Source organism: Sorangium sp. So ce836 (assembly GCF_028553905.1).
In the GTDB taxonomy this organism is placed as follows: Bacteria; Myxococcota_A; Polyangia; order Polyangiales; family Polyangiaceae; genus Sorangium; species Sorangium cellulosum_D.
On the sequence record NZ_CP102233.1, the window covers coordinates 1,161,878 to 1,185,562 of the forward strand.

The window sequence follows — 23,685 nt, forward strand, 5'->3', positions numbered from 1 at the left end:
TCTCCATCTCCATCGCCCGCGCAGGCCCGCGCCGGCGAGCGACCTCCACCCGAAGCGCCGCGCCGATCGCGCGTGGCAGCGCCCGCGAGCTCCTCGCTTTCCAGGGGCGCGCGCGGAGGCCGCGGCCACGCGCGGCGCGGCCACGCCCGAGGAGCGGCCGCGCGCGCGGCGCCGACCGAGCCCACCCCCGCCCGGCGAGCTTTACTCCGCGACGTTCGGTTCGCTACTCTCCGCCATCGTCATGCGTTGCGCACAGATGAGACCCCCTTCGGAGGCGACGCGAGCGAGATGACGGTTCAGGTACCCGAAGGGCACGTGGAGAGCATGACGGCCCTGATCGCGCGGCTCCGCGCGGAACAAGGCGACCAACCGGAGCGACAGCTCCAGGCGCTCTTGCTGCACGAGCTCGGCGCGCTCGAGGAGGCGCTCGGCGAAGAGCCGACGGCCGCGCGCGACTACCTCGCCGCGTTCAACGCCGATCCCCAGTTCCGCGAGCCGCTCGAGGCGCTGGTCCGCATCCTCACGCGCCGCAAGTCGATCAAGAACCTCGGCAAGCTGCTCGACGCGCTCACGCGCGCCGCGGCCACGCCCGAGGAGCGGGCGCGCGCGTTCTGGGAGCGCGCGGCGTACCTCCAGGACCACGAGCAGAACCTCGCGGCGTCCAAGGAGGCGCTCGAGGAGGCGGCGCTCAGCAACCCGGAGGACGCGACGCCGTGGCTCGAGCTCGAGCTCATCGCGGCCAAGGAGGGGGACCTCGCCGGCCGCATGCGCGCGATCGAGGCCCGCGCCGAGCTCGCGACCGACGCGACGTGGAAGGGGCTGCTCTTCATCGAGCTCGCCGACCTCGCCGCCGCGACCGAGAACGTGGAGCGCGCCTACGAGCTGCTCGACGCGGCCGCCGCCCTGGAGGGGCGGGCGCGCTTCCGGTCGCAGCTCGCGCTCGAGGCGATCGCGCGGCGCGAGGAGGACCTCGGCGCGCTCGCGCGCGCCCTCGAGGGCCAGGCGGAGCTCATCGCCGACGCGCTCGACGACGAGGCGAGCGGCGAGGCCAACGGCGTCCCGCGGTACATGCGCAAGCCGGAGTACGCGGCCGACGCGTGGCTCCGCGCCGCCGAGCTGACGCAGCGCGCGGGCACGGGCGGCTTCGCGTCGCTCCTCGAGCGGGCCGCGGAGCGGCTGCCCGGGTCGGCGCTGCTCGGGCGGGCGCGCATCGCCGCCCTCGAGGCCGCCGGCGAGGCCGAGGCCGCCGCCGGCCTGGCCAAGCAGGAGATCGCGCGCGGCGCGAGCGGGCCCGGCGCCGCGGCGCTGTGGCTCCGCATCGCCGAGGCCGCGGCGCTGGCGAGCGACCGCGAGGCCGCCCTCGCGGCGCTCCGGAGCGCGCTCACGGCCGACCCGCAGTGCATCCCGGCGCGCGCGCTGGAGATCGATCTGCTCGGCGACGGGCAGGACCCGTCCGCGTTCGCGGCCTCGCTCGAGGCGATGGCGGCGTCGTACGGCAGCGACGAGGCGAGGGGGCGCGCGCTGCTCCTCGCGGCCTACGTCTGGGCGGTGCGGACGGACGACGTCGGCGCCGCGAAGGACGCCCTGTCGCAGGCCGGCATGGCCGGCGTGCACCCGGGCGTGCTCGCGCGCTTCGGGCGGTCGTTCGCGGCGCTCCGCGGCGACGCGGCCTGGTACGAGGAGTCGACGAAGCGGCTGCTCTCGACCGGCGTCGACCCGGCCGAGAAGGCGAGCCTGTGGTTCGAGATCGGCAGGAGCCGCCTGCTCCGGGGCGACGCGGACGGCGCCGAGGGCGCCTTCGCCGAGCTCGCCGCCGCCGGCGCGGACGACGGCGGCGCCGCGCCGAACGCGTGGCTCGGGCGGGCGCTCGGCGCCCTCGCGGTCGATCTCGTCCGCAGCCGGCGCGAGCGCGGCGACGAGCCCGGCGCCCCCGGCCCGCGGCGCTCGCCGACGGTGATCGAGGCGCTCGCGGAGGTCGAGGGCCCGGAGACCGCGCGCGGGCTGTGGCTCGTCGCGGCCCTGCGCAGCGCGCGCAGCGGCGAGCTCGATCGCGCGCGGAGCCGGCTCCGCGCGCTCTTCGAGCAGTCGGCGGACGACGAGGTCGTCGCCGTGTTCCTGGCCGAGCTGGAGCGGCGCGCCGGGAGCCCCGCCTCCGCGGCCGCGACGCTCTCGACGTGCGCCGCGGCGATCGACGACGCCGATCTGTCGGCGGCGCTGCACATCGAGGCGGCCATCCTGCTCTGGCGCGCCGGCGAGCGCGGGCGCGCCGTCGAGGAGCTCGAGGCGGCGCGGGGCAAGGCGCCGCGGGCGGGCGCGACGGCGCTCACCTGGGCGCTCCGCGGCCACGAGGCGAGCGATCTCCTCAGCCGGCGCCGCGCCCTCGAGGTGGCGGGCGAGGCGGGCGAGGACCCGGCGGCGCTCGCGCTGTCGCGGTTCGGCCTCGAGATCGGCGCGGCCGAGGGCGGCGACGCCGACGAGGCGCTCGCGACGCTCGAGGCGCTGGAGGCGCAGGCGAGCGACGACCTCGCCCTGGCCGCCGCGCTCGGGCGGCTGCTCTGGCAGCCGGCGCTCGAGCAGCGGAGCGCCGTCGAGCGCGCGCTCGACTACATCGAGGAGCGGGGCGACGGCGCCACGTCCATCGCGCACGCCGAGCGCTTCCGCCTCGCGCGCACGCTCGACCACGACCGCGCGCGCACCGCGGCGCGCGCGGCGGCGTGGGCCGCGGCCGACCCGAGCCCGCACGCCGAGCTCGAGTGGCTCGGCGCGGCGCTCGGCGCCGAGGACCGCGAGGCCGAGGTCGCCGCCCGGAGCGCCCTCGCGCGCCACATGGAGGGCGAGGCCCGCGCGGCGATGGAGGCCTCGGCCGCGCTCGTCGGCGCGCTCGACCAGCCGAACCTGCCGCGCCCGTTCCTGTCGGGCGAGCACGCGCCCGCGCAGCTCGCCAACCTGGAGCTCGCGCTCCCGGGCTGCGATCCGCGGCGCCGCGCCGCCGCGCTGCACGGGCTCGGCGACGCGCTCGGGGAGGACGCGCAGCTCACCGCGCTCTCCCTCGCGGGCTGGTCGGACTTCGCGGCCGGCGATCACGAGCGCGCGCTCGCCGCGTTCCGCGCGGTGGTCGAGCGGAGGCCCGACGACGTCGCCGCCTGGGAGGGCGTCCGCGCCACGTCCGAGGCGCTGCGCGACCCGGTGTCGACGGCGCTCGCCTCGGCCCAGCTCGGCGCGCTCTGCAAGGACGACGCGCGCGGCGCGGGGTTCTGGGAGAGCGCGGGGCTCCTGCTCCTCCAGCACACCGAGGCGCACGACGACGCCGAGATCGCCTTCGACCGCGCCTTCGCGCGCGACCCGCGGCGCGGCGTCGCCTTCGACCGGCTGTTCCGCCGGGTCCGCGCGCGCAACGAGGACGATCGGCTGCTCGACATCATCGAGCGGCGGCTCGGCGTGGCCGACAACGACCTCGAGATCTGCAAGCTGTTCTGGGAGCGCGCGCGCGTGCTCCGCAAGAAGGGCAAGCTCGACGAGGCGCTCGCCGCGCTCGAGAACGTGACGCTGCTCGAGCCGGATCACATCGGCGCGCTCGCGCTCTCGGCCGACATCTCGAAGGCGCAGGGCGACCTCGGCCAGGCGGCGGCGTTCTACGCCGAGCTCTCGCGGGTCGCGAAGGCGCCCGGGGAGCAGCGCCTCATGTCGGGCATCACGGCGGTCGACGCCTACGAGAAGCTCGGCGAGCACGACAAGGCGCTGGAGGTGCTGGTCGGCCTGCACCGCGCCGGGCTGTCGACGCTCCCGGTCCGCGAGCGCCTCGTGCGGGTCGCCGCCCGGGTCGGCGCCTGGGAGGAGGCCACGCGCCTGCTCGAGGAGCTCATGGTCGAGCGCGACGCGCCCGAGGGGCGCATCGAGGCGGCGCGGCTCGCGATGGCCATCTACCGGGACCAGCTCCGCGCGCCCCGCCGCGCGGAGCGGGCGGCGGCGAAGCTCCTCGAGGAGGCCCCGGACGACGGGGAGGCGATCGATCTCGTCCTCACGACGGACTACGATCCGGCGTTCCGCACCCGCGTGCTCGGCCGCGCCAAGGCGACGCTGATCCAGGCGCTCGCGTCGGACCCGATCGACGCGGACCGGGTCGCGCTCCTCGCGAAGATCGCCGGCGCCGGGCAGGACGCGCCGCTCCGGCAGGCCACGCTCGGCGCGCTGGTCGCGCTCGGCCGGATCGACGACGGCATCTCCGCGGAGCTCAGGAAGATCGACGCCCGCGTCCCGGCGCGGCCGCAGATCGCCCTCGACGCCAAGGCCATGGCCGACATCGCCGATCCGCTCGACAGCGGGCCGGTCGGCGAGCTGTTCGCGAAGATGGCCGAGACCATCTCCATGGCGCTCGGCCCCTCGCTCGTGTCGCTCGGCGTCGGCAAGAAGGACCGCATCGAGGCGCGCGGCGGCCACCCGCTGCGCGTCGCGGTCGCCGAGTGGATGGGCGCGCTCAGCTTCGAGACCGACTTCGAGCTCTACGTCGGCGGCCCGAGCCCGCGCGGCGCGACGGGCGTCTACGGCCAGCTGCCGGCGCTCGTGCTCGGCCCCGAGATCACGACGCCGCTCGACGCCGCCTCGCGCTCGGCGATCGCGCGAGAGGCGTTCGCCCTGCGCCGGGGCATCACCTCGCTCCGGACCCGGGACGACAACACCGTCGCCTCGCTCGTCGCGGCGGCGTGCATCGAGGCGGGCTTCGCGGTCCCCCAGCCGCCCTACGCCGTCTTCGGCGAGGTCTCGCGCGCCATCCACAAGGAGATGTCGCGCGCGACCCGGAAGGCCATCGCCGAGGTGTGCCAGCGCATCGTCTCGAGCCAGCAGGACCCGCACCGCTGGGCGCAGGCCGCCCGCAGGAGCATCGATCGCATGGCCGTCATCGCCGCCGGCGACGTCTCGCTGGTCCTCTCGGACATCCTCAACACCCCGCGCGAGCAGCTCGGCGGCGTCGTCGCCGAGAGCGACCGGGCGCGCCAGCTGGTCGCGTTCGTCCTGTCGCAGAGCTACCTCGAGCTCCGAAAGAAGCTCGGGATGGGGGTCCGGTGAGCAAGAATCCGCAATCCAAGAGCTCCTCTGGCAACGGCGGCGAGGAGGGCACCCCGTCGCAGGAGAAGATCACCGTCCCGCCGCCGGCGATGTACGGCGCGGCGGTCTCGGAGGGCGACGTCGAGGAGGCCACGCTCCTCGCGAAGATCCCCGACGAGCTCATCAAGTCGATCCGCGCCGAGGAGGGCGAGCGCGTCGGCGAGGGCGGCCTGAAGCAGCTGTTCTCGCGCGAGCCGGTGCCCGTGCCCGCGCGGCCGGCGCAGAGCGCCGGGGAGAGCGACGCGCTCCTCGACATGCTCTTCGAGGACCAGCGCGCCGACGACGCCGACGACGGGGTCGTCACCTCGGCGCCCGCGCTGCCCGGCGCGCGCCGGGGCGCCTCGCCCCCCATCCCGCCGCCGCGGCCCCCGTCGCTGCCCCGCCCCGCGGCCCCGCCGCGCTCGGGCAGGCCGAGCGACGTGAAGCCGCCCGCCGCCGATCTCGCGCCGGGCGATCGGACGCCGAAGATCCCGGCGCCGTCCGCGTCCTCGAGGCCCGCGGCGCCGCGCCCGCAGCCCGCCGCCGCGGCGCCGCCCCCGCCGCCCCCGCTGCCGCCGCAGCCCAGGCGCCCGGAGCCGGTGCAGGACGAGGACACCGCCGAGCCGGGCGACCGCGCCACGCCCATCCCCGACGGCGGCGACTCCCCGTTCGAGTTCGCGCCGCTCAGCCTCGTGAACAGCAGCCGGCGCGCCGCGGCGCCGGACGTCGACGACGAGGACACGACTGGCTTCGACGACGAGGAGACGAAGGCGCTCGACGAGCCCGGGCCCACGACCCGCCCGTACGCCGGCGAGCCGTCCGCCCCGGTGAGCCGCTGGGACCAGGCCGCGATCGAGAGCGATCCCGGCGAGCTCGTGGACGAGTCCAGCCTGCTCGACGGGCAGGCCGACGAGGACGATCTCGCCCAGACGCGCGTCGCGAGCCGGAGGCCGGAGGTCGGCTCGGCGTTCGGTCCGCCGCGCTCGTCCGCGCCCGCACGCGCGCCCGAGAGCCTCCCGCCGCTGCCGTCGATCCCGCCGCCCGCGTCCGTGTTCGACGCCGAGCAGGACGCGAGCGCGATCCTCGTCCAGTCGCAGCAGCGCGACGTCTGGGCGGCGCGCGCCGCCTGGCTCCGCGCCGAGGCCGAGCTCATCGAGGATCCGACGTCCCGGGCGCGCGCGCTGCTCCCCGTCGCCGAGCTCTACGTGATGGCCGGGGAGGACGCGACCGCCCGCGCCATCGCCGCCGAGGCGCGCGATCTCGCCCCGAGCCTGATCTTCGCCCACCGGCAGCTCCGCGGGCTCCTGATGCGCGAGGGGGACCTGCCCGCCGCCCTCGACGCGCTGGAGGCCGAGACCCGCATCCTCGGGACGCCGGCCGCGCGCTGCCACAACCTGGCGCTCGGCGCCGAGCTCTCCCGCGTCTCGCTCGCCGATCCCGACGGCGCGCACAAGCGCCTGGAGCTCGCGGCCCGGATGCACCCCGCCGATCCGCGCCCGCACGTCCAGCGCTTCTGCGAGGCGCTCGCCGCGCCGGACTCGGACGCCCAGGCCTCCGCCGCGATCGCGAAGTTCCGCCTCCCCGACGCGCCCGAGCTCGCGCCGCTCGCCGCGGCATGCGCGCAGGTGGCCGCGCACCGCGGCGCGCTGCGGCCGGCGCGCGGCCGCGCCGCCCCCGCCACGCCGTACGAGGCGCTGCTCCGCGCCCGCGCCCACCTCCGCGCCGGCGACCTTTCCGAGGGCCTCGCGAGCCTCGAGCCCCTGCGCGGCACCTCGCTCGCGCCCGGCGTCGCGTGGCTCACCGCCGCGCTCAGCGCCGCGCGCAAGGAGACCCGCCCGGCGGCGCTCGGCGCGCTCCGCGCCGTCGCCGCCGGCTCGCACGCCGGCCAGGCGCGGCGCGCCCTCGCCGCGCAGGCGATCGAGCTCGGCGACGCCGCCGCCGCGCGCGAGGCGACGCTCGACGACGGCGACGCGTTCTCGCCGGCCGACCGCATCGTCCTGTCGGCGCTCGCCGGCGGCTCCGCGGGCGAGATCGAGCCGTGGCTCGACGCCCTCGCCGACGATCCGGACTTCGCGCCGCTCTGCGCCGCGGCGAGCGCCGCCCTGAGCGACGTCGGCGGCGCGGCGGCCGAGGCGCCCGCGCCGCGGGGCGTGCGCGCCCTCGGCGGCCCGAGCGCCCGCGCCGCCGCGGTCCTCGGCCGCGCGCTCTCCCGCGAGGCCGTCCCGGCCGAGGGCGGCATCGACGCGAGCGACGCCTTCTCCCGCGCCGTCGTCACCTACGGCGACACCGCGCCCGAGAGCCCGCTCTTCCGCGCCCTCTCGCTCGAGCTCGATCTCGACGGCGACCGCGGCGCCCGCGTCGCCAGGGCCGTGGCGGCGCTCCGCGAGGTCGCGTCCGAGCGCGACAGCGCGCTCGCCGCCGCCGTGATCGCGGAGATCGCGGGGGATCAGCGGGCGGCCATGAGCGACCTCGATCGCGCCCGCGCCGCCGATCCGCAGCACGAGGGCGCCGCGCGCGCCCGCGCCGCGCAGGAGAGCGGCGTCGGCGCGGCCCGCATCCTCGCGGAGCACGCGCTCACGCTCGAGGAGGGGCCGCGCGCCGCGGTGCTCGTCACCGAGGCGGCGATCCGCCTGCTCGACGCCGGCGACAACGAGGAGGGCGAGCGCCTGCTCTCGCGCGCCGCGCAGATCGATCCGAAGCTCCCCGTCGCGCTCCACCTCGGCGAGCGGAGCGCGCGCGCCCGCGTGGACCGCGACGGCCTCCTCGAGTGGCTCCGGACCCGCCGCGAGAGCGCGACCGACCCGCTGGAGCGCGCCCACGACCTCGTCCGCGAGGCGCTCCTCGTCGCCGAGGCCGATCCCGCGTCCGCCGCGTCGCTCCTCGAGACGGCGCACCGCTCGCGCCCGCAGGACATCGGCCTGCGCGAGCTCTTCGAGCGGCTCGCGCCCGAGCCCCCGGCCGACCGCGCCGCCTGGCGCGCCGAGCGCGCCACCGAGCTGATGCGCGCCCTCCACCCGGGCGGCGACGGCCCGGCCGAGGGCGACGACCGCGCCGCCACGGGCGTCGAGGCCGCGCGCCTCGCCCTCGAGGCCGCCCTCGAGCACGAGCGCGCCGGCGATCTCGGGCAGGCCGCCGCGTCGGCCCGCCAGGCGATCGCCGCGGGCGACGACGCGCTCGCGCCGATCGCCCTCTACCGCGCGGCCGTCGCCGGCCACGGCGCCGGCGAGCTCGTCGACGCCCTGATCCCGCGCGCCCGCGAGGCGGCGGACGCGGCGGAGCGCCTCGAGATCTACGAGCGCCTCGCCGAGCTCGACGAGCTCGGGCGCAAGGATCCCGGCAACGCCCTGCTCTGGCGCCGCTCCATCCTGGAGGAGACGCCGCACCACCTGCCGACGCTCCGCCGGGTCGCCTCCTACCTCATCGGCGAGGGGCGCGACGAGGAGCTCGAGCCCATCGCGCTCGAGATCGCGCGCGTCCTCGACGGCCCCGAGGCGATCGCGCACGCGCTCCTGTCGGCGCGGCTGCGCCTGCGCGTGCTCCCGTGGGAGGAGACGCTCGAGCCGGTCCAGATCGCGTACAGGAACGAGCCCCGGGGCATCTGGGCGCTGCGCCAGATGGCCGCGCACGCCCGCGCGAAGGCGGATCACGCCCTCGCGATCGAGGCGGATCGCCAGCTCATCGAGCGCACCGATCGCCCGTCCGAGGCCGCCGCCCTCTCGGTGCGGGCCGCCAAGGACGCCCTCCTCGCCGGCTCGATCGAGGACGCCGTCGCCTTCTTCCGGCACGCCATCACGCTCGTCCCGCACTACCTCGTCGCGCACCTCGATCTCGCCGACGCGCTCGAGCGCGGCGACGACGCGGCCGCCGCCGCGGCCGCGCTCGAGTCCGCGGCGGGCGCCAGCGTCGGCTCCGAGGGGCGCGCGCACTCGCTCTACGCCGCGGCGGTGCTCTGGCAGGACAAGGTCCAGAACGCCGCGCGGGCCCGCGACGTCCTCGAGGCGGTCGCCACGGTCGACCCGTCGTACGCCGACGTCTTCTCGCGGCTCAAGGCGATCTACGTCGCCGAGGGCGCGCGCGCCGAGCTGGCGGCCCTCCTCGAGCGCCGCCTCGACGCGGTGACGGATCCGGCGGAGCGGGTCGAGATGGAGGTCCTCCGCGGCCGCGCGCTCGCCGACGTCGGCGACGCGGCGGCGGCGAAGCGGGCGCTCGCCGCCGCGCTCGACGCGAACCCCGACCACGTCGAGGCCCTGTCCGCGTTCGCGGACGTCTGCGCCGGCGAGGGCGACTGGGCCGGCGCCGAGCAGGCCTGGATCCGGCTCGCGCGCCTCGTGCCCGATCCCGACAAGCAGGTCGCGATCTACCTCCGCCTCGGCGAGCTCTACGACGAGCACCTCCCGAACGCGGAGCGCGCCGAGCTCGCCTACCAGGAGATCCTGAAGCGCGCGCCGGGCGACGTGAGCGCGCGCGAGCGCCTCGTCGCGCTCTACAAGCGCGCCGGCGACGGCGCCCGCGCGCTCGAGCAGCAGAACGTCCTCATCAACGCCGCGGAGGCGCCCGAGCAGAAGTGCCGCCGCACGGCGGAGCTCGCCGAGATCTACGAGTCGATGGGGGACATGAAGAAGGCCGAGGCCACGCTGCTCACGGCCCGCAAGACGTGGCCCAAGGACGACTTCGCGCTCGGCGCGCTGGCCCGCTACTACCAGCGCACCGAGCAGGCCTCCGCGGCGGGTGTCCTGCTCGATCGCGCCCTCGCCGACGCCCGCCGCGCGCTGAGCACCGGCCGCTTCGAGCCGTACCTGTTCTCGACGGTCGCCACGGTCGCGGAGCTCCGCGGCCGCGCCGGCGCCTCGAGGATCGCGCGCGCGACGGTCGCCGCGCTCGACGGCCGCGACGCGGCGATGGGCGGCGCCGGCAACGCCGCGGGCGCGGCCCGCCTCGACGTCCACCTCGCGCCGGAGCTCATGACCGCGGCGTTCCGCGAGCTCCTGCTCAAGACCGGCCCGCTGCTCGACGCCGCGGTGCCGTTCGATCTCGACTCGATCCGCGCGACCCCGCTGCCGCCCCAGCACGCCGACATCACCGACCTCGCCCGCGGCGTCGGGGCGGCGTACGGCCTGCCCAACCTGCAGGTCTACGTGACGGCCGCGCTCGGCGCCGTCTGCGTCCCGGCCGCCTCGAGCCCGCCGAAGATCGTCCTCGGGCAGGCCCTGGTCGCCTCGCCGCGCGAGGACGTCCGGCTCTTCCTCATCCACCGCGCCGTCAAGATCCTCCAGACCAACGCCTCGGCCTTCTCGCGGACGGCGCCGATCGACCTCTGGCCGTTGCTCGCGGCGTACCTGAAGGCGCTCACGCCCTCGTGGACGCCGCAGGGCGCCGACGCCGGTCGCCTGCGCGAGTACCAGGGCCGGATCGAACGGGTGATGACGGGCGGCGTGGATCCGAAGCTCAGCGTGCTCGCCGCCGACGTCATCGGCTCGATCGGCAACCGGGCGTCGACGCTGAACACGGCGATCAACGGCTGGGGGAACCGGGCTGCGTTCCTCGCGGTGGGCGATCTCAACATTGCCCTCACGGGCATCGCGTGGTCGGGCGGCCACACGAACGCGCCGCCCGCCGGGGGCAAGGATCGCGTCACCTGGATCGGGCGCAACGCCGAGGCGCGCGACCTCATCGTCTTCGCCGTGGGCGACGGCCTGGCCGAGGCGCGGGAGCAGCTCGGGTTCACCGAGTGAGCGCGCGCTCGTCGTCGCGCGCCGCCGCGCTATGTTGAGCGCGCGCCGTCGCGCGCGCTTCGCCGTCGCGGAGGCTCGCGCGGTCGCGTATGCTCCGCTGCCCGCCAGCGAGCGTGCCGCCTCTCCTCGCCGGCATCGGCCGCACGTCCCTCACGATCCATGACCACGACCCTCAAGGCGAAGCGCCGCGTCTCTTACGACTGCTCGAAGTGCCCGGCTTACTGCTGCTCCATCTACGAGCGGGTCGAGGTGACGCCGCGCGACCTGCGGCGGCTCGCCCGCCACTTCGGCCTCACGGTCGAGGCCGCCGAGGAGCGCTTCACGAAGCGCTACAACGGCGAGCGCATCCTCCGGCGGCAGTCGGATCCGGTGCTCGGCCGTGTCTGCCGCTTCCTCGATCTCACGACGCGCGGCTGCACCATCTACGAGGCTCGGCCGGAGGTCTGCCGCGACTACCCCGGCAGGCCGCGGTGCGGGTACTACGACGTGCTCCAGTTCGAGCGGGAGACGCAGGACGATCCCAACGTGATGCCGCTCGTGCAGATCACGTTCCGGTCCAGGACGCCTGCGGGCTAGCTCCGCGGATCGCTGGGCTCACGTCGTCTCGTTGAGCTCGTCCGCGTCGGCCTGCGCCTCGACGGCCCTCCTCTTCTCGTGCAGCCACTCCTCCGGCCGGTCGGCGGGGTAGACCCGCAGCGATCCGTCGGCCGGCCCGAGCAGGTCCCCCGCGCGCGCCGCGCCGGTGATGCGCTGCGCCGCCATGAGCCCCGACATCGCGGCGCCGGCCACCCCGTGGCTCAGCGTGCTCGCGCCGCACTGGTACAGCCCCGGGATCCTCGTCTTGACGGAGAACGACAGCGGGCCGAGCTGCCACGGCGTCTTGGCGGTGCCGTAGGCGGCGCCGCGGTGCGAGGCGCAGTAGAAATCGTTGGTCAGCGGCGTCGCCACCGAGCGAAACACGAGCGCGCGGGAGATGCCGGGAATGACGTTCTCCGCCGCGGCGATCATCTGATCTCCGAGCGACTCCTTGAGCTTGTCGTACTCGGCCCCTCGCTCGCCCGTGCGGGTCTTCTCCCAGCGCGCGAAGGGGCCGTGGGGCACGAACGTGAACATCTCGATCGTGTGGTGATTGCCCCGCGTCGGGTGGCCCGGGTCCTTCAGCGTCGTGATGGTCAGGAACAGCCCGTCCACCGCGCCGCGCGGCAGCTGGCGCTCCGCGCGCTCGTAGATGCGGCCCACGTCGCTCCCGCGGTACCACCAGTAATTGCCTGAGTCGTAGCCCATCGACCGCAGATCCATGTCCACGGCGCAGAACACGCTGAGCAGGCTCACGGAATACTCCATCCGCTCGACCTTGCGGCGCTCGCGGGCGGTCAGCTCGGGCGGGAGCAGCTCGCCGTAGGTGATCGCCGGGTCCGCGTTCGAGACGACGCTCGCCGAGCGCAAGATCTCGCCCCCTTCCAGCTCGACGCCGGCCGCCCGCCCGCGCTCGACGACGATCCGCCTCACCCGCGCGCGCATCCGCACCTGCCCCCCGAGCCGGCGCAGCGCCCGGATCATCGCGAGCGGGAGGCGCCTGGCCCCGCCGCGCGGGTAATACCCGCCCTCGAGGTAATGGCAAATGATGCTCGCGTGGATCGGCAGCGCGACGCGCGACGGCGAGAGGCCGTGATCTCCCCCCTGCGCGGCGAGGAACGCGCGCAGCAGCGGGTCGCGGATCGTCGCGTCCAGCAGATCCTCCTGGGTGCGGAGGCCCCAGCGCACGAGGTTCGGTGCCTTGAACGGCAAGAGCAGCACCTTCGGGAACTCGAGCATCTCGTCGACGCGGCCGAGATCGTCGCTCAGCCCGCGGAGGACGCGGAAGTACCGCGCGATCCCCGCCGCCTCGTGCGGGAAGCGCGCCGTCAGCCGGGCGACGAGCCGCTCGAAGCCCTTGGGCACGTCGAACCGCGCTTCGCCGACGATCAGGTGATCGAGCCCGTCCGGGTTGAGCTCGCAGAACTCGAGATCCTCCGAGAGGCCGAGCCCCTCGTAGAGCCGCCGCACGGCGCCTCCCGGGCCGAGCTCGCCGATGTAGTGGACTCCCGGGCTGAACAGATAACCGTCCAGCGAGAAGCTGTGGGTCCACCCGCCAGGGAGGTAGTGCTGCTCGACGACGATCACCTTCTGTCCCGCGCGCGCGAGCGCGAGCGCGGCCGTGAGCCCGCCGGCGCCTGATCCGATCACGACGGTATCCGCGTCTCTCATGCGTCCCCCCTCGGACTCCGATGCTCCGGGGAGGAGCCTGGCTGCGCGCTTTTGCCGCTCTTCTTATTTGCCGCCGCCCGGCTTGCCGCCGTCCCGCCCGCCGTCCGGCTTGCCGCCGTCCGGCGGCGCTCCGGCGTCGGGCGGCGCCCTGTCCGCCTTCTCCAGGTTCATGAGCGCCAGCGGACAGACGACCGGCACGGCGCGGCTCGGGGTCTGCGCCGACTCGCGCATGCACGTCTTGCCGGTCAGGCGAACGCGCTCGCCCACCTCCAGGTCGGGCGGGCACACGACCGTCTGGGACGCGGAGACGAGGTCCCCGTCGATCCAGAAGAGCTCGCAGCCGTCGTCCGTCCGCCGCAGGTGGTAGTACCGCGTCGGGCGCCGCGGCGCCGGCGTGCCCTCGGCCGCCAGCGCCGCCCCGCCGTCGAGCGCCGGCGCCCCCGCGCCCTCGCGCCCGGCGTCTCCCTGGCACGCCGCGACCCCGGCGAGGAGCGCGGGCACGACCCGGGCGACGAACCCGGTCCCTCGGCGCGGCGACGTCGGCATCGGGGCGCCTTCCGGACCGGGCGCGATCACCGGCTCGGGAAGAACAGGATGGACATCTTGGTCAGGAAGAAGTCGGCGATCAGGATGGAGATCGACGTCACCACCACGGTGCGCGTGGTCGCGTGGCCGACGCCCTCCGTTCCGCCGCGCGTGATCAGCCCGAAGTGACATCCGACGAGCGCGATGATCGCCCCGAAGAAGGGCGTCTTGTACATCCCGCTGAAGTAATCCATGAACGTCACCGAGCTCAGCGCCGTCCGCAGGAAGAAGCCGGCCGGGATGCCGAACTCGGTCGCGCAGATCAGCATCGCGCCGCTGAAGCCCAGCACCAGCGCGAACGCGCCGAGCACCGGCATCACCACGATGCTCGCGAGCAGCCGGGGCAGGACGAGCTTCTTCACCGGGTTGGCGCCGAGGGCGCGGATCGCGTCGATCTGCTCGGTGACGGCCATCGACCCGACCTCCGCCGCGATGCCGGCGCCGATGCGGCCGCCCACGATGACCGCCGTCAGCGTCGGCGCGAGCTCGCGTGAGAACGACAGGCCGATGATGCGGCCCGTGTACTCCATGCCCCCGAACTTCTGCAGGCCGATGGCGAACTGCACCGCCATGACCATCCCGACGAACAGCGCCGTCACGGACGCGATCGCGGCCGAGCGCACGCCGAGCGCCTCCATCTGGTAGAGGGTCGAGCGCAGCTCGAGCGGCCGATCGAAGATCGCCTTGATCGCCCCCCACGTCATCCGCCCGAACTGCCCGAGGTGCTCGACGAACCCGACGGCCGTGTCGTTGATCCTCGCGACCAGCGGGGGGAGCGGCGGCGGGGCGATGCTGGCCGGCCCCCGGCTCCCGGGGGCCAGGCTGCTCGGCGGCAGGCTGCTCGGGCCCGCGCTGGCCGGGGCCGGGCTGCTCGCGGAGGGCGGCGCCGCCTCCGGGGGCCGTTTGCGCTCAGTCGTCATCGGCCGGCAGGGTCGAGAAGCCGCGGACCATCCGCGTGAACGCCGGCTCGCCGGCGGCGTAGCGGGCGGGATCGGCGATGAGGAGCATGTCGTACACGCAGCCGTTCTTCTTCAGCACCCAGACGTCGAACACCTTCGGCACCCCGTCGAGCTTCGCCGAGAGGACCGTGTGCATCGCCTCGCGGCCGTCGAACGGGACGACCTCTTGCTTCAGCACCTCGCGCTCCGTGAAATGCAGGAAGAGGTGGTTGGTCAGCGAGACGAGCGGGACGTCGTCCTCGTTCCGGCAGCGTCCGTTCAGGGCGATGGTCGATCCGTTCGCCTCGTCGCGGTACGCCACGGCGGCGTCCGACACCGAGAGCGGCTTCCAGCCCGCCGGCGCCGGGGGCACGCGGAACGCGACCTCGGAGCCGCGGTAGACCGTTCCGTCGAACGACGGGCCACCGCAGCCGGCGAGCGCGACCGCGAGCGCCAGCAGCCTGGCCCGGGGGTTCGCTGCCTCTGCCGCAGAACCGCCGGCGGTGGGGCGCCTTCGAAGGGGTCGTCGCATCGCTGCGGCCGGGACGCTATCACGCTTTTGCATCCTGGGCGAACCACGAGCGCCGCGATCGCGCCGCGCCGCTACCAGCCCCAGGGGTCGCGCCGCCGCGGCGTGTCCCACGGCGCGGGGCGGCGGGCTGCCGGGCGCCGGGGCGCCGCGCGCCAGTGCTGCCAGCGCTCGTGCTCGCGCCGGGCGCGCCCCACCATGAAGAGGCGGACGAGGAAGAGCCCGGCGACGAACCCCCCGAGGTGCGCGAAGAACGCGACGCCGCCGCTGCGCATGCCGATGGCGCCGAGCCCGTTCAGCAGGTTCACCACGAAGTACTCGAGGATGACCAGCCACGCCGGGAGCTCCAGGAACAGGCCGAAGATGAACCACAGGAGAAAGATCGGGTTCAGCACCGTGACCGGCGAGCGCGGGTAGAGCGACGCGTACGCGGCCAGCACGCCCGAGATGGCGCCCGAGGCGCCCACCATGGGGATCATCGAGCCGGGATCGATCAGGATCTGGGCGCCCGCGGCGGCGATCCCGGACAGCACATAGAACGCCGCGTAGCGGAGGCTGCCCAGCGCATCCTCGACGTTGTCGCCGAAGATCCAGAGGAACAGCATGTTCCCGCCGAGGTGGGCCCACCCCGTCGGGTCGTGCATGAACATGCTGCTGAAGACCGTCCACCAGGTGTCGGCCGGCTCGTGCAGCAGCTGCACCGGGACGAGGCCCCACAAGGAGAGCAGCCGGTCGGGCGGGAACCCGGCCGCGATCATCGACCGCATCCAGAAGAAGCCGAGGACGTTGGCCGCGATCAGCAGGTAGTTGACGATCGGCACCTTGCGGGTGGGCAGTCGGTCTCGGAGGGGCAGCATCGCGATTTACTTAAGCACGCAGACCGGTGACAGCATCCGCCGGCCTTGATAGACCCGGGGGCCATGCCCGAGGTGCGGCTCCGCGACACGATGGCCGAGGCGCCCGCCCCGCTCGGCTCGCCGCTGCGTGGCGAGGTCCGCCACGCGCGCTCCCCGGACGCGGCCGTCCTCAGCACCAGTGGACGAAAACGGCAGGCAGATTTAGGTTTCCGCCCGATGAGGGCCCCTCGCGGCCCGCATCGCCTGCATCTCCTGCAGCCCAGAATGACGACGGACGACCATGGCTCGTGATCTCTACTCCGTGCTCGGCGTCTCGCGCGATGCGGACGAGGACTCCATCAAGAAGGCGTTCCGCAAGCTCGCGATGAAGTACCACCCGGACAAGAGCCCGGGGAAGGCCAACGAGCAGAGGTTCAAGGAGATCAACCAGGCGCACGAGGTGCTGAGCGACAAGGCGAAGCGCGCGCTCTACGACGAGTTCGGCGAGGAGAGCCTGTCGCAGAACTTCGACGCCGAGCGCGCCCGCGCCTACCGTCGCTACGCGAACGCCCGGGCCGCGGGCGGGGGCCGCGGCGTGCCCGGCAACTTCGACGTCCAGGAGATCTTCGGCAACGCCGGCGGCGGCGCCGGCGATCTCAGCGACATCCTCGGCGATCTCTTCGGCCGCGGCCGCGGCGGCGCGGGCCGGCGCGGGCCGCCCGCGCGCAGCCGGGGCAGCGACGTCGAGCAGAACCTCACCATCGACTTCGTCTCGGCGGTGCGGGGCACGACGCTCCAGCTCCAGCGCGAAGGCGAGCCCGAGCCGGTGACCGTGCGCGTCCCGCCCGGGGCCGCCGAGGGGAGCCGCCTGCGCATCCGCGGCCAGGGCGGCCCGGGCATGGGCGGCGGCGAGCCGGGCGATCTGCTGCTCAACATCCACGTCACGCCGCACCCGTTCTTCAAGCGCGAGGGCGACGATCTCCACCTCGACGTGCCCGTCACCCTGGGCGAGGCCTACCGGGGCGAGAAGATCCGCATCCCCACGCCCGACGGCGAGGTGACGCTCAAGATCCCGGCGCGCACCCAGACCGGCCAGGTGATCCGGCTGCGCGGCAAGGGCATCGCCCGCAAGGGCAAGGAGCCGGGGGATCTCTACGTGAAGTTCGTGGTGCACGTCCCGACCGTCGACGACCCCGAGGTGGCGAAGGCGATCGAGCTGCTCGACGGCAAGGTGGAGGCGCCTCGCGGCGATCTCCGGTTCTGAGCGCGGCGCCCCGCCGCGCGGCGCTCCGCCTCCGCGCGCGCGTCGCCCCGCGCGGGCGCGGCTCCCAGGTCGACCTCCCATGAAGCAGCCGCTCGCGATCGATCCCCGGCCCCTCCTCGCGGCCGCCGTCGCGCTCGCCGCGTGCGCGGCGCCGCCGCGCCCGGCGCCGCGCGCCGCCGGCCTCCCTGCGCCCGCCGCCGTCCAGCCTGCGCGCCCCCCGCGGCCCGCGGGCGCGCCGGCGCCCGCCGTCGCCTCCACCGCCGATCCGCGCGCGCCGTCCGCGGCGCCCGCGTCCGCGGCGGTCCCGCCCGCCGCGCCGAGCGCCGCCGACGCGGCCTCGCCCGCCGCGTCCGGCGAGGGCGGCGCCCCCGGCGCGGCCGCGCCGCAGGGGCCCTCGATCGCGATCGAGCCGCCCTACAAGCTCGGCCAGCACCCGGTGCCCCGCGGCCAGGCCGAAGCGGCGGAGCGGGATCGCTGGAACGCCGGGGGCAGGGGAGAGCCCCCCGCGCCGCCGCCGCCGGCCGAGGGGCACCCGCTGCCGCGGATCATCGTGGACATCGACACGGTGAAGGGGCCGCTCAAGGCGCGCGAGGTCGAGCGCATCGCCCGGCGTCACCTCTGGATCCACGTGTACTCGTGCTATCGGCTGCGCGCCTACAGGGACCCGTCGCTGCACGGCAAGACCACCGTGCGGCTCACGGTGAGCCGCGCCGGCAAGGTGACGGGCGCGCGCGCGACCTCGTCCACCCTCTCCGCGCCGGACGTCGTCTCGTGCCTCGCCGAGCGCGCGCGGTCGCTCCCGCTGCCCAGGGCCAAGGCCGGCTCGACCGTCGTGGCCACGCTGCAGGTCTACCCGGGCGACGATCCGGTCGAGCCCCCGCCGTCCGTCCTCGCTCCCGGCCCGGGCGAGCTCCGGCCCGACGCGATCGAGGCCGCGGTGGCCGAGGCCATGCCCGCGTTCCGGAGCTGCTACGAGGCGGCCCTCGCCGGCGCGCCGGCGCTCTGGGGCCGCCTCGCCGTCCGCTTTCACGTGACCGGCAGCGGCGCCGTCGACGAGGCCTTCGAGGTCGAGTCGCGCTTCCCGGACGAACGGCTCGCCCGCTGCGTGCTCCGGCGCGCGCGCGCGCTCACGTTCCCGGCGCCGGAGGGCGGCGACCTGCGCTTCGTCGTGCCGCTCCGTTTTTCGCCCGACCCGCAGAGCCCCTGACGGCCGCGCCCGACGTGGGCGGCCCTCCCCGTGCGCTCCCCCCGTGCGAACGCTCACAGCGCATCCACGGTCGAGGCGATTTCTCAAGCGATCCGCGCCGCTACAAATTGCGCCCCGAGGTCGATGTGCAACTTTACCGTGGGGGAGGAGGCTCAGGTATATGGACATCACACCGGGCACCATCGTCGGGGGGAAATATCTGCTTGAGAGGCAGCTCGTGCGCCCTGGCGCGCGGCTGGCGCGCGACCGAGGCTCGGTCTGGGTCGCGCGCGAGCTGCAGCTCGGGGGGCGCGTCGCCCTGAAGCTCTTCCACCCCGACGCTGGCGCGACGGGGGAGCACCTCCGGATCGATCGTTGTGTCCGCGCTGCCGTCGGGCTCTCGTCGCGGCACGTGGTGCGCGTCCACGACCACGGCGCCGAGGGCGACGTGGTCTACCTGGCCATGGACCTGCTCTCCGGCGAGGATCTCGCGACGCGCCTGCTCCGGCGCAGCCGCCTTTCGCTGCAGGAGGCGGCGCGCATCGCCGCGCAGGCCGGCGAGGCCCTCCGGTGCGCCCACGCGGCGGACCTCCTCCACCAGGGCCTCCGGCCGGAGAGCTTCTTCCTCGCGCTGGACGGCGGCGAGGAGGTCGTGAAGGTGCTCGACCTCGGGCTCCCGCGGCCGGTCGCGCCGCGGCTCCTGGGCGAGGTCGCGGCCGAGGTGAGCGCGAGCTCGCTCCACTACCTCAGCCCCGAGCAGATCCGGTCGGAACGCACCCTCGATGCGCTGACCGATCTCTGGTCGCTGGCTGCGGTCCTGTTCCGCGCGGTGACCGGCCAGCTCCCTTTTCCCGGCGACATCGCCAGCGTCGTGGCCTCGAAGATCCTGCTCGCGCCGCCGCCAGCGGCGACGCAGCTCGTGCCGAGCCTGCCTGCTGCGCTGGACGGCTTCTTCGAGAAGGCGTTCGCGCGCGATCTGGCGCGGCGCTTTCGATCGATCGAGGAGATGGTGGACGCGCTCGTCGGCATCGCGGATCTCGCGCCGCCTCCCTCGTCCGGCGTGCTGCGTCCGCCCCCGCCGGCGCGCGTCCCCCCCTGGGTGGCCTCGGCGCGGCCGCTGGCCGCGCTGTCCGCGGAGGTGGCGTCCGACGTTGCTGCGCGGGCGGATCCTGGCCCCGAGCCGCCGAGCGCGGACCAGCGGGCGGCCCCGGACACGCTGCTCAGCGCGGAGAGCGCCGACGTACTGCGCGGGCTCGACGGCCCGCATGCGCGCGGCGCGTGGATCCTCTCGGCGGGCCTCGTGGCGCTGCTCGGCGCGGTGGCGCTCGCGACGAGCGCTCGGCTGGATCGCCCCGCGCCGGCGATGGCGGTCAGCGGCGCCAGGGCGGCGGTGCTCTCGGCCTCCCTCGCCGTCCACCGCGCCGCGCCGCTGCCCGCCGCGCCCGAGGCGGCCTCCTCCGCGTACTTCCGGCGAGCCCCTCACGCCTCTCCCCAGCGCAGCGCCCACGCCGCCACGGCCGCGCCGCCGCACGCCGCGCCGCCGCGCCCGGCGCGGCCTGGCTCCTCGGCAGGGCCCGCGCGCGTGCGCCACGGCTTCGCGCCGGACTGAGCGGGCGCGGCGCGCGCGCTGGCCCGAAGGTGGCGCTGGCCCTGGTGGAGCGCGCTAGCCGCCCCGGGACGCGTCGTCCCCGGCGGCATCCTTCTCGGCGGCCGCCCTCTCGGCTGCGGCCCTCTTTTCCTTGTCGAGGTCGTGCGCCTTGCGCGCCTCCTGCGCCGCGCGGATCGCCGACAGCGGGCCGCGCGCGTCGCGGTGCGTCCGCTCGGCTTCCGCGCGGGGCTCGCTTCCGTTCCCGATGCGCGCGCCGGTCATCACCTCGAAGTACCCGGACGCGCTCCAGACGGCGCCGAGCGTGTGCGCGATCTCGGAGCCCTCCGCCCCGAAGTAGCCCACCGCGCCGCCGTAGACCCACCGCGGGCCGGCCTCCAGGCTGCGGCTGACGGCGCTCGCGCGCGCTGCCGGCTGGCCGACGGCGCTGCCGCCCACAAGGGCGGCGCGCAGCGCCTCGACCAACGACGCGTCCCCGGGGCGCGGCTCGGCCGACGGATCGCGCTCGGCGCGCACGAGCGTCTCGCCCGACGCCCCCGCGATGGTGAGCCCCGGCGCGAACGGCGACTCGGCGAAGTCGAGGAAGTAGAGGTGCGTCGACGGCGCGAGCATCCGCAGCGCGCGGTACACATCGAACGGATCCGCGCCCCGGAGCGGCGCCCGGAACCTGCGGGCGAGCACCACCTCCGTCGCCTCGCCGGCCGCGATCCGCGCGCGCGCGGCCGCCACCTTCGCCGCGTAGTCCTCGTCGGTCACCGGCGTCTCGAGGTGCTCCGGCAGCGCCTCCGGATCGAGCGCGGGCAGGCCCGGCTGCTCCGGCCCGTGCGTCATCTCCCAGGCGCAGCGGTTCACCGCGCCCTGCGAGCGGCCGGCGATGGTCATCGTCTGCGCCGCGCTGTCGAACACGACCACGGTCGCGTCCTTCAGCATGCGCCCGAGGTACATCTCCTCGGGCCACGGCTCGATGCCCATGAGCTGGTGCACCGTATCGTACGAGAGGAAGCCGACCCACGACTGGCAGACGCGGGCCGCCAGGTCGCGCGAGCCCGGCGCCGCCGGCGGCGCGAGCCCCTCGGCCAGCGTCTCGAACGGGTCGAACCCGCTCGGGAGGAGGGTCTCGGCGCGCGCCCGGTACCCCAGGATCGCGTAGCGGCCCCAGCGCTCGCCGGAGACGGCGGACTCGAACATGAACGACGATCGGCCCGGCGCGTGGGCGCGGAGCGCGGCGTAGGCGCGGACCGGCGTGATGTGATCGGCCGGGAGGGTGCGGGTCACGACGGAGCTCATCGCCGCCGAGCCTACACGACGTTGCGCGGTCCGGCGAAGGAGGCCAAGGTTGCCAGGGAACACCGTGCGAAGCGCGATCGTCCTCTCGTCGGTCCTCTGCCTGGCCGCCTGTGGCGGCGCCCAGCCCGCCTCGTCCGACGCGCGCACCACCGTCGTCTCGCTGCGGAACATCGACTGCGAGGCGTGCGGCGCCGAGCTCGTCGCGGATCTCCGCGAGCGCCCCGGCGTCTACGCGGCCACGTTCGACAAGCGCCGCGCCGAGATCGCCGTCACCGCGTCGAGCTCGTTCGACGTCGCTGGCGCCGTGAAGCAGCTCGCCGCCGACGAGGGGTTCGAGGCGGTGCTCGGCGGCGGCAAGGGGCAGTACCTCGGCTGGGCGACCTTCCCCGAGGGGGCGGACGCTCGGACGATCTCCGAGGGCGGCGCGGACATCCCCGATCTCGGCGCCCACGTCGTCCCGGGCAAGGTCACGGTCATCGATTTCGCGGCGAGCTGGTGCTTGCCGTGCCGCAAGCTGGACGCGCACATGGCCAAGGTGCTCGAGGCGCGCCGGGACGTCGCCTACCGCAAGCTCGACATCGTCGACTGGGGCACCCCGCTCGCAGAGCGCTACCTCAAGCACGTCTCGAAGCTGCCTTACGTGATCGTCTACGACGCGACCGGCGCGCACCTGGACGCGTTCGCGGGCCTCGAGCTCGGCAAGCTCGACGCGGCGATCGAGCGCGGCGCGCGGCGCTGAGCCGGCGCCCGCCCGGTCGCTCGCGCGCGCGGCGTCGCGGCGCGCGGGCGTCCACCGCGGATCAGTAGTGGCCGAAGAGGTCCTGGATGCGCGACTCGAGGGCGACCGCGATCTTGTAGAGCGACGAGATGGACGCCGACGACTCGGCGCGCTCGATCTGCGAGAGCAGCGACACGCTGAGCCCCGTGCGGCGCGCCATCTGCTTGAGCGTCAGGTCCTTGTCCTTGCGTAGGTTCCTGATCGTGTCGCCGATGACGCGGTGGAGCTGCTCCTCGGGCGTCCGCGCGAGGCCCTTCTTGCGCATGACGCGGGCGAGCACCTCGCGGAACTCGTCGACGTTGAACGGCTTCTTGATGTAGTCGACCGCGTCGAGCTTCATGGACGCGACGGCGCTCTCGAGGTTGGGGAAGCCGGTGAAGATGACGACGGCGATGTCGTTGTCGACCTTGCGGATGCGCTTGAGCACCTCGATGCCGTCGAGCTTCGGCATCATGAGGTCGAGGATGATGAGGTGGTAACCGCCCGCGCGGACCTCCTCTTCCACGGTCGTGGGATCGCCCAGCGTCTTGACCTGATAGCCGTCGCGCTCGAGCAGCGTCTGCATGTAGTCACAGATCGCCCGGTCGTCGTCGACGATCAGAATGCGCACAGCGGGAAGCTCAATTGCCACCTGTTCCTCCTCTCACGTACCCGTAGGACCGCCGAAGCCGGTCGCCTTTGTCTCACGGTCGACCGAAGCCGGTCGCTCGTGTGTCACGCACACGCACGACCGCCGAAACCGGTCGCCCTGGTCTGTTCTGGAAGGGGCCGCACCGGCGGTCCCCTGCCCGACGCTGCGCGAGCAGGGGGCGAGGCCCTGACCGGCGCCACAGGCCCCTCGCGCTTTGCTTCCTCTCGGCATCATCGGGATTCCAGTGACACTTTAACACGGTCTGAGCAAGGCGGAGACGGGAGTTTTTTCTTGCGCTCCTCCGATTCTTGGCTTCGTGAAACGTCCGGGGCGCCGGGTGAGGCGCGAAACAGGTGTGTTTCTGGGCACTTTCCGCCGTTCGTCCGTGCTGCGGCGGGCCGGCATTTCTGGGGGGTGCGGGTTGGGGTGGGGGGCCGCTGGTTCATTTCGTCTTGACAAGCGGCTCACTCTTGGCGATGTTGCGCGCCCGCTGTTCAGCGGGCGTTGCTCTTGCGGCAGCGTACGGGGCGTAGCGCAGCCTGGTAGCGCACTCGGTTCGGGACCGAGGAGTCGGAGGTTCAAATCCTCTCGCCCCGACCCTTTTCTTCGACATACGGACGGGTCGATCGCAGCGAGGGCGCCCGTGGCCCTCGCTGGTATCCCTGTCACCTGCAGCGACGCTCGACGGCGCCTCGCTGCCTCAGCGGCCTCTGCGAGCTGCCGCTTGGGCTCCCTTGCGAGCCGCCCCCGCGGGCCCGCCAAGGCCCCTGCGGGCGCGCCACTGAGCGCGCTTTGCGGCGGGCTCCCACCTGCGTGGGAAGGCGCTCCTAGGAAGGCGGTAGGCCCTCGGCGGGGGTGGTCGCCGCGCGGCGCACGGAGGGCTGGTGTCTGAGCCTGGGACGTCACTCCTCCGGCGAAGCCGCCGAGGCGCGATGTCCCAGGCGAGTTCAGCCCTCCGTGCGCCGCGCGGCGACCACCCCCGCC

General features: G+C 75.0%; 14 protein-coding genes and 1 tRNA gene. 8 read left to right on the top strand and 7 right to left on the bottom strand.

What is annotated here, in order from left to right; all coding sequences use genetic code 11:
• Positions 1-288: 288 nt before the first annotated feature.
• From NQZ70_RS04400 to NQZ70_RS04410, 3 genes are all read left to right on the top strand, one after another.
• Positions 289-5,064, top strand: a complete 4,776-nt coding sequence (locus tag NQZ70_RS04400) for a hypothetical protein (RefSeq protein WP_129573088.1) — start codon at positions 289-291, stop codon at positions 5,062-5,064.
• A complete protein-coding gene (locus NQZ70_RS04405; RefSeq protein WP_272827781.1) occupies positions 5,061-10,814 on the top strand; it encodes a hypothetical protein in 5,754 nt (1,917 codons plus the stop codon). Before NQZ70_RS04400 ends, NQZ70_RS04405 begins: the two co-directional genes overlap by 4 nt.
• A 159-nt stretch (positions 10,815-10,973) precedes the next feature.
• Positions 10,974-11,390, top strand: a complete 417-nt coding sequence (locus NQZ70_RS04410; protein ID WP_129573091.1) for a YkgJ family cysteine cluster protein — start codon at positions 10,974-10,976, stop codon at positions 11,388-11,390.
• 18 nt (positions 11,391-11,408) lie between these two features.
• Here the strand turns inward: NQZ70_RS04410 and NQZ70_RS04415 are convergent, their stop codons facing one another.
• From NQZ70_RS04415 to NQZ70_RS04435, 5 genes are all read right to left on the bottom strand, one after another.
• Positions 11,409-13,061, bottom strand: coding sequence for an NAD(P)/FAD-dependent oxidoreductase (locus NQZ70_RS04415; RefSeq protein WP_129573092.1), 1,653 nt, complete (start codon positions 13,059-13,061; stop codon positions 11,409-11,411).
• A 63-nt stretch (positions 13,062-13,124) separates the two neighbouring features.
• Positions 13,125-13,607, bottom strand: coding sequence for a hypothetical protein (locus tag NQZ70_RS04420; RefSeq protein ID WP_129573093.1), 483 nt, complete (start codon positions 13,605-13,607; stop codon positions 13,125-13,127).
• A gap of 26 nt (positions 13,608-13,633) precedes the next feature.
• A complete protein-coding gene (locus NQZ70_RS04425; protein WP_129573094.1) occupies positions 13,634-14,566 on the bottom strand; it encodes an ABC transporter permease in 933 nt (310 codons plus the stop codon).
• Entirely contained in the window at positions 14,556-15,116 is a 561-nt protein-coding gene (locus NQZ70_RS04430; RefSeq protein WP_129573095.1) for a hypothetical protein, read from the bottom strand. Before NQZ70_RS04430 ends, NQZ70_RS04425 begins: the two co-directional genes overlap by 11 nt.
• A gap of 71 nt (positions 15,117-15,187) precedes the next feature.
• Positions 15,188-15,970 carry a rhomboid family intramembrane serine protease gene (locus tag NQZ70_RS04435; RefSeq protein ID WP_129573096.1) on the bottom strand — a complete coding sequence of 261 codons (783 nt, stop codon included), beginning with the start codon at positions 15,968-15,970 and terminating at the stop codon, positions 15,188-15,190.
• 280 nt (positions 15,971-16,250) lie between these two features.
• On the opposite strand from NQZ70_RS04435, the gene NQZ70_RS04440 reads away from it, so the two are divergent.
• From NQZ70_RS04440 to NQZ70_RS04450, 3 genes are all read left to right on the top strand, one after another.
• Positions 16,251-17,213 (top strand): DnaJ C-terminal domain-containing protein, encoded by a 963-nt coding sequence (locus NQZ70_RS04440; protein WP_129573097.1) that lies wholly within the window; start codon positions 16,251-16,253, stop codon positions 17,211-17,213.
• A 79-nt stretch (positions 17,214-17,292) separates the two neighbouring features.
• Positions 17,293-18,420, top strand: coding sequence for an AgmX/PglI C-terminal domain-containing protein (locus NQZ70_RS04445; RefSeq protein WP_129573098.1), 1,128 nt, complete (start codon positions 17,293-17,295; stop codon positions 18,418-18,420).
• A gap of 160 nt (positions 18,421-18,580) precedes the next feature.
• Positions 18,581-20,008 (top strand): serine/threonine-protein kinase, encoded by a 1,428-nt coding sequence (locus NQZ70_RS04450; protein WP_272827784.1) that lies wholly within the window; start codon positions 18,581-18,583, stop codon positions 20,006-20,008.
• Between the two features lie 54 nt (positions 20,009-20,062).
• Here the strand turns inward: NQZ70_RS04450 and NQZ70_RS04455 are convergent, their stop codons facing one another.
• On the bottom strand, positions 20,063-21,280 hold the full coding sequence (locus NQZ70_RS04455; RefSeq protein WP_272827786.1) for a chorismate-binding protein: 1,218 nt from the start codon (positions 21,278-21,280) through the stop codon (positions 20,063-20,065).
• Between the two features lie 76 nt (positions 21,281-21,356).
• Between NQZ70_RS04455 and NQZ70_RS04460 the strand changes: the two genes are divergently transcribed.
• Positions 21,357-22,031, top strand: a complete 675-nt coding sequence (locus tag NQZ70_RS04460; protein ID WP_237245022.1) for a thioredoxin family protein — start codon at positions 21,357-21,359, stop codon at positions 22,029-22,031.
• A gap of 61 nt (positions 22,032-22,092) precedes the next feature.
• Here NQZ70_RS04460 and NQZ70_RS04465 read toward each other — a convergent pair whose 3' ends face one another.
• On the bottom strand, positions 22,093-22,701 hold the full coding sequence (locus NQZ70_RS04465) for a response regulator (protein WP_020732843.1): 609 nt from the start codon (positions 22,699-22,701) through the stop codon (positions 22,093-22,095).
• Between the two features lie 523 nt (positions 22,702-23,224).
• Between NQZ70_RS04465 and NQZ70_RS04470 the strand changes: the two genes are divergently transcribed.
• Positions 23,225-23,298: transfer RNA gene (locus NQZ70_RS04470), tRNA-Pro, on the top strand.
• Positions 23,299-23,685: the final 387 nt, after the last annotated feature.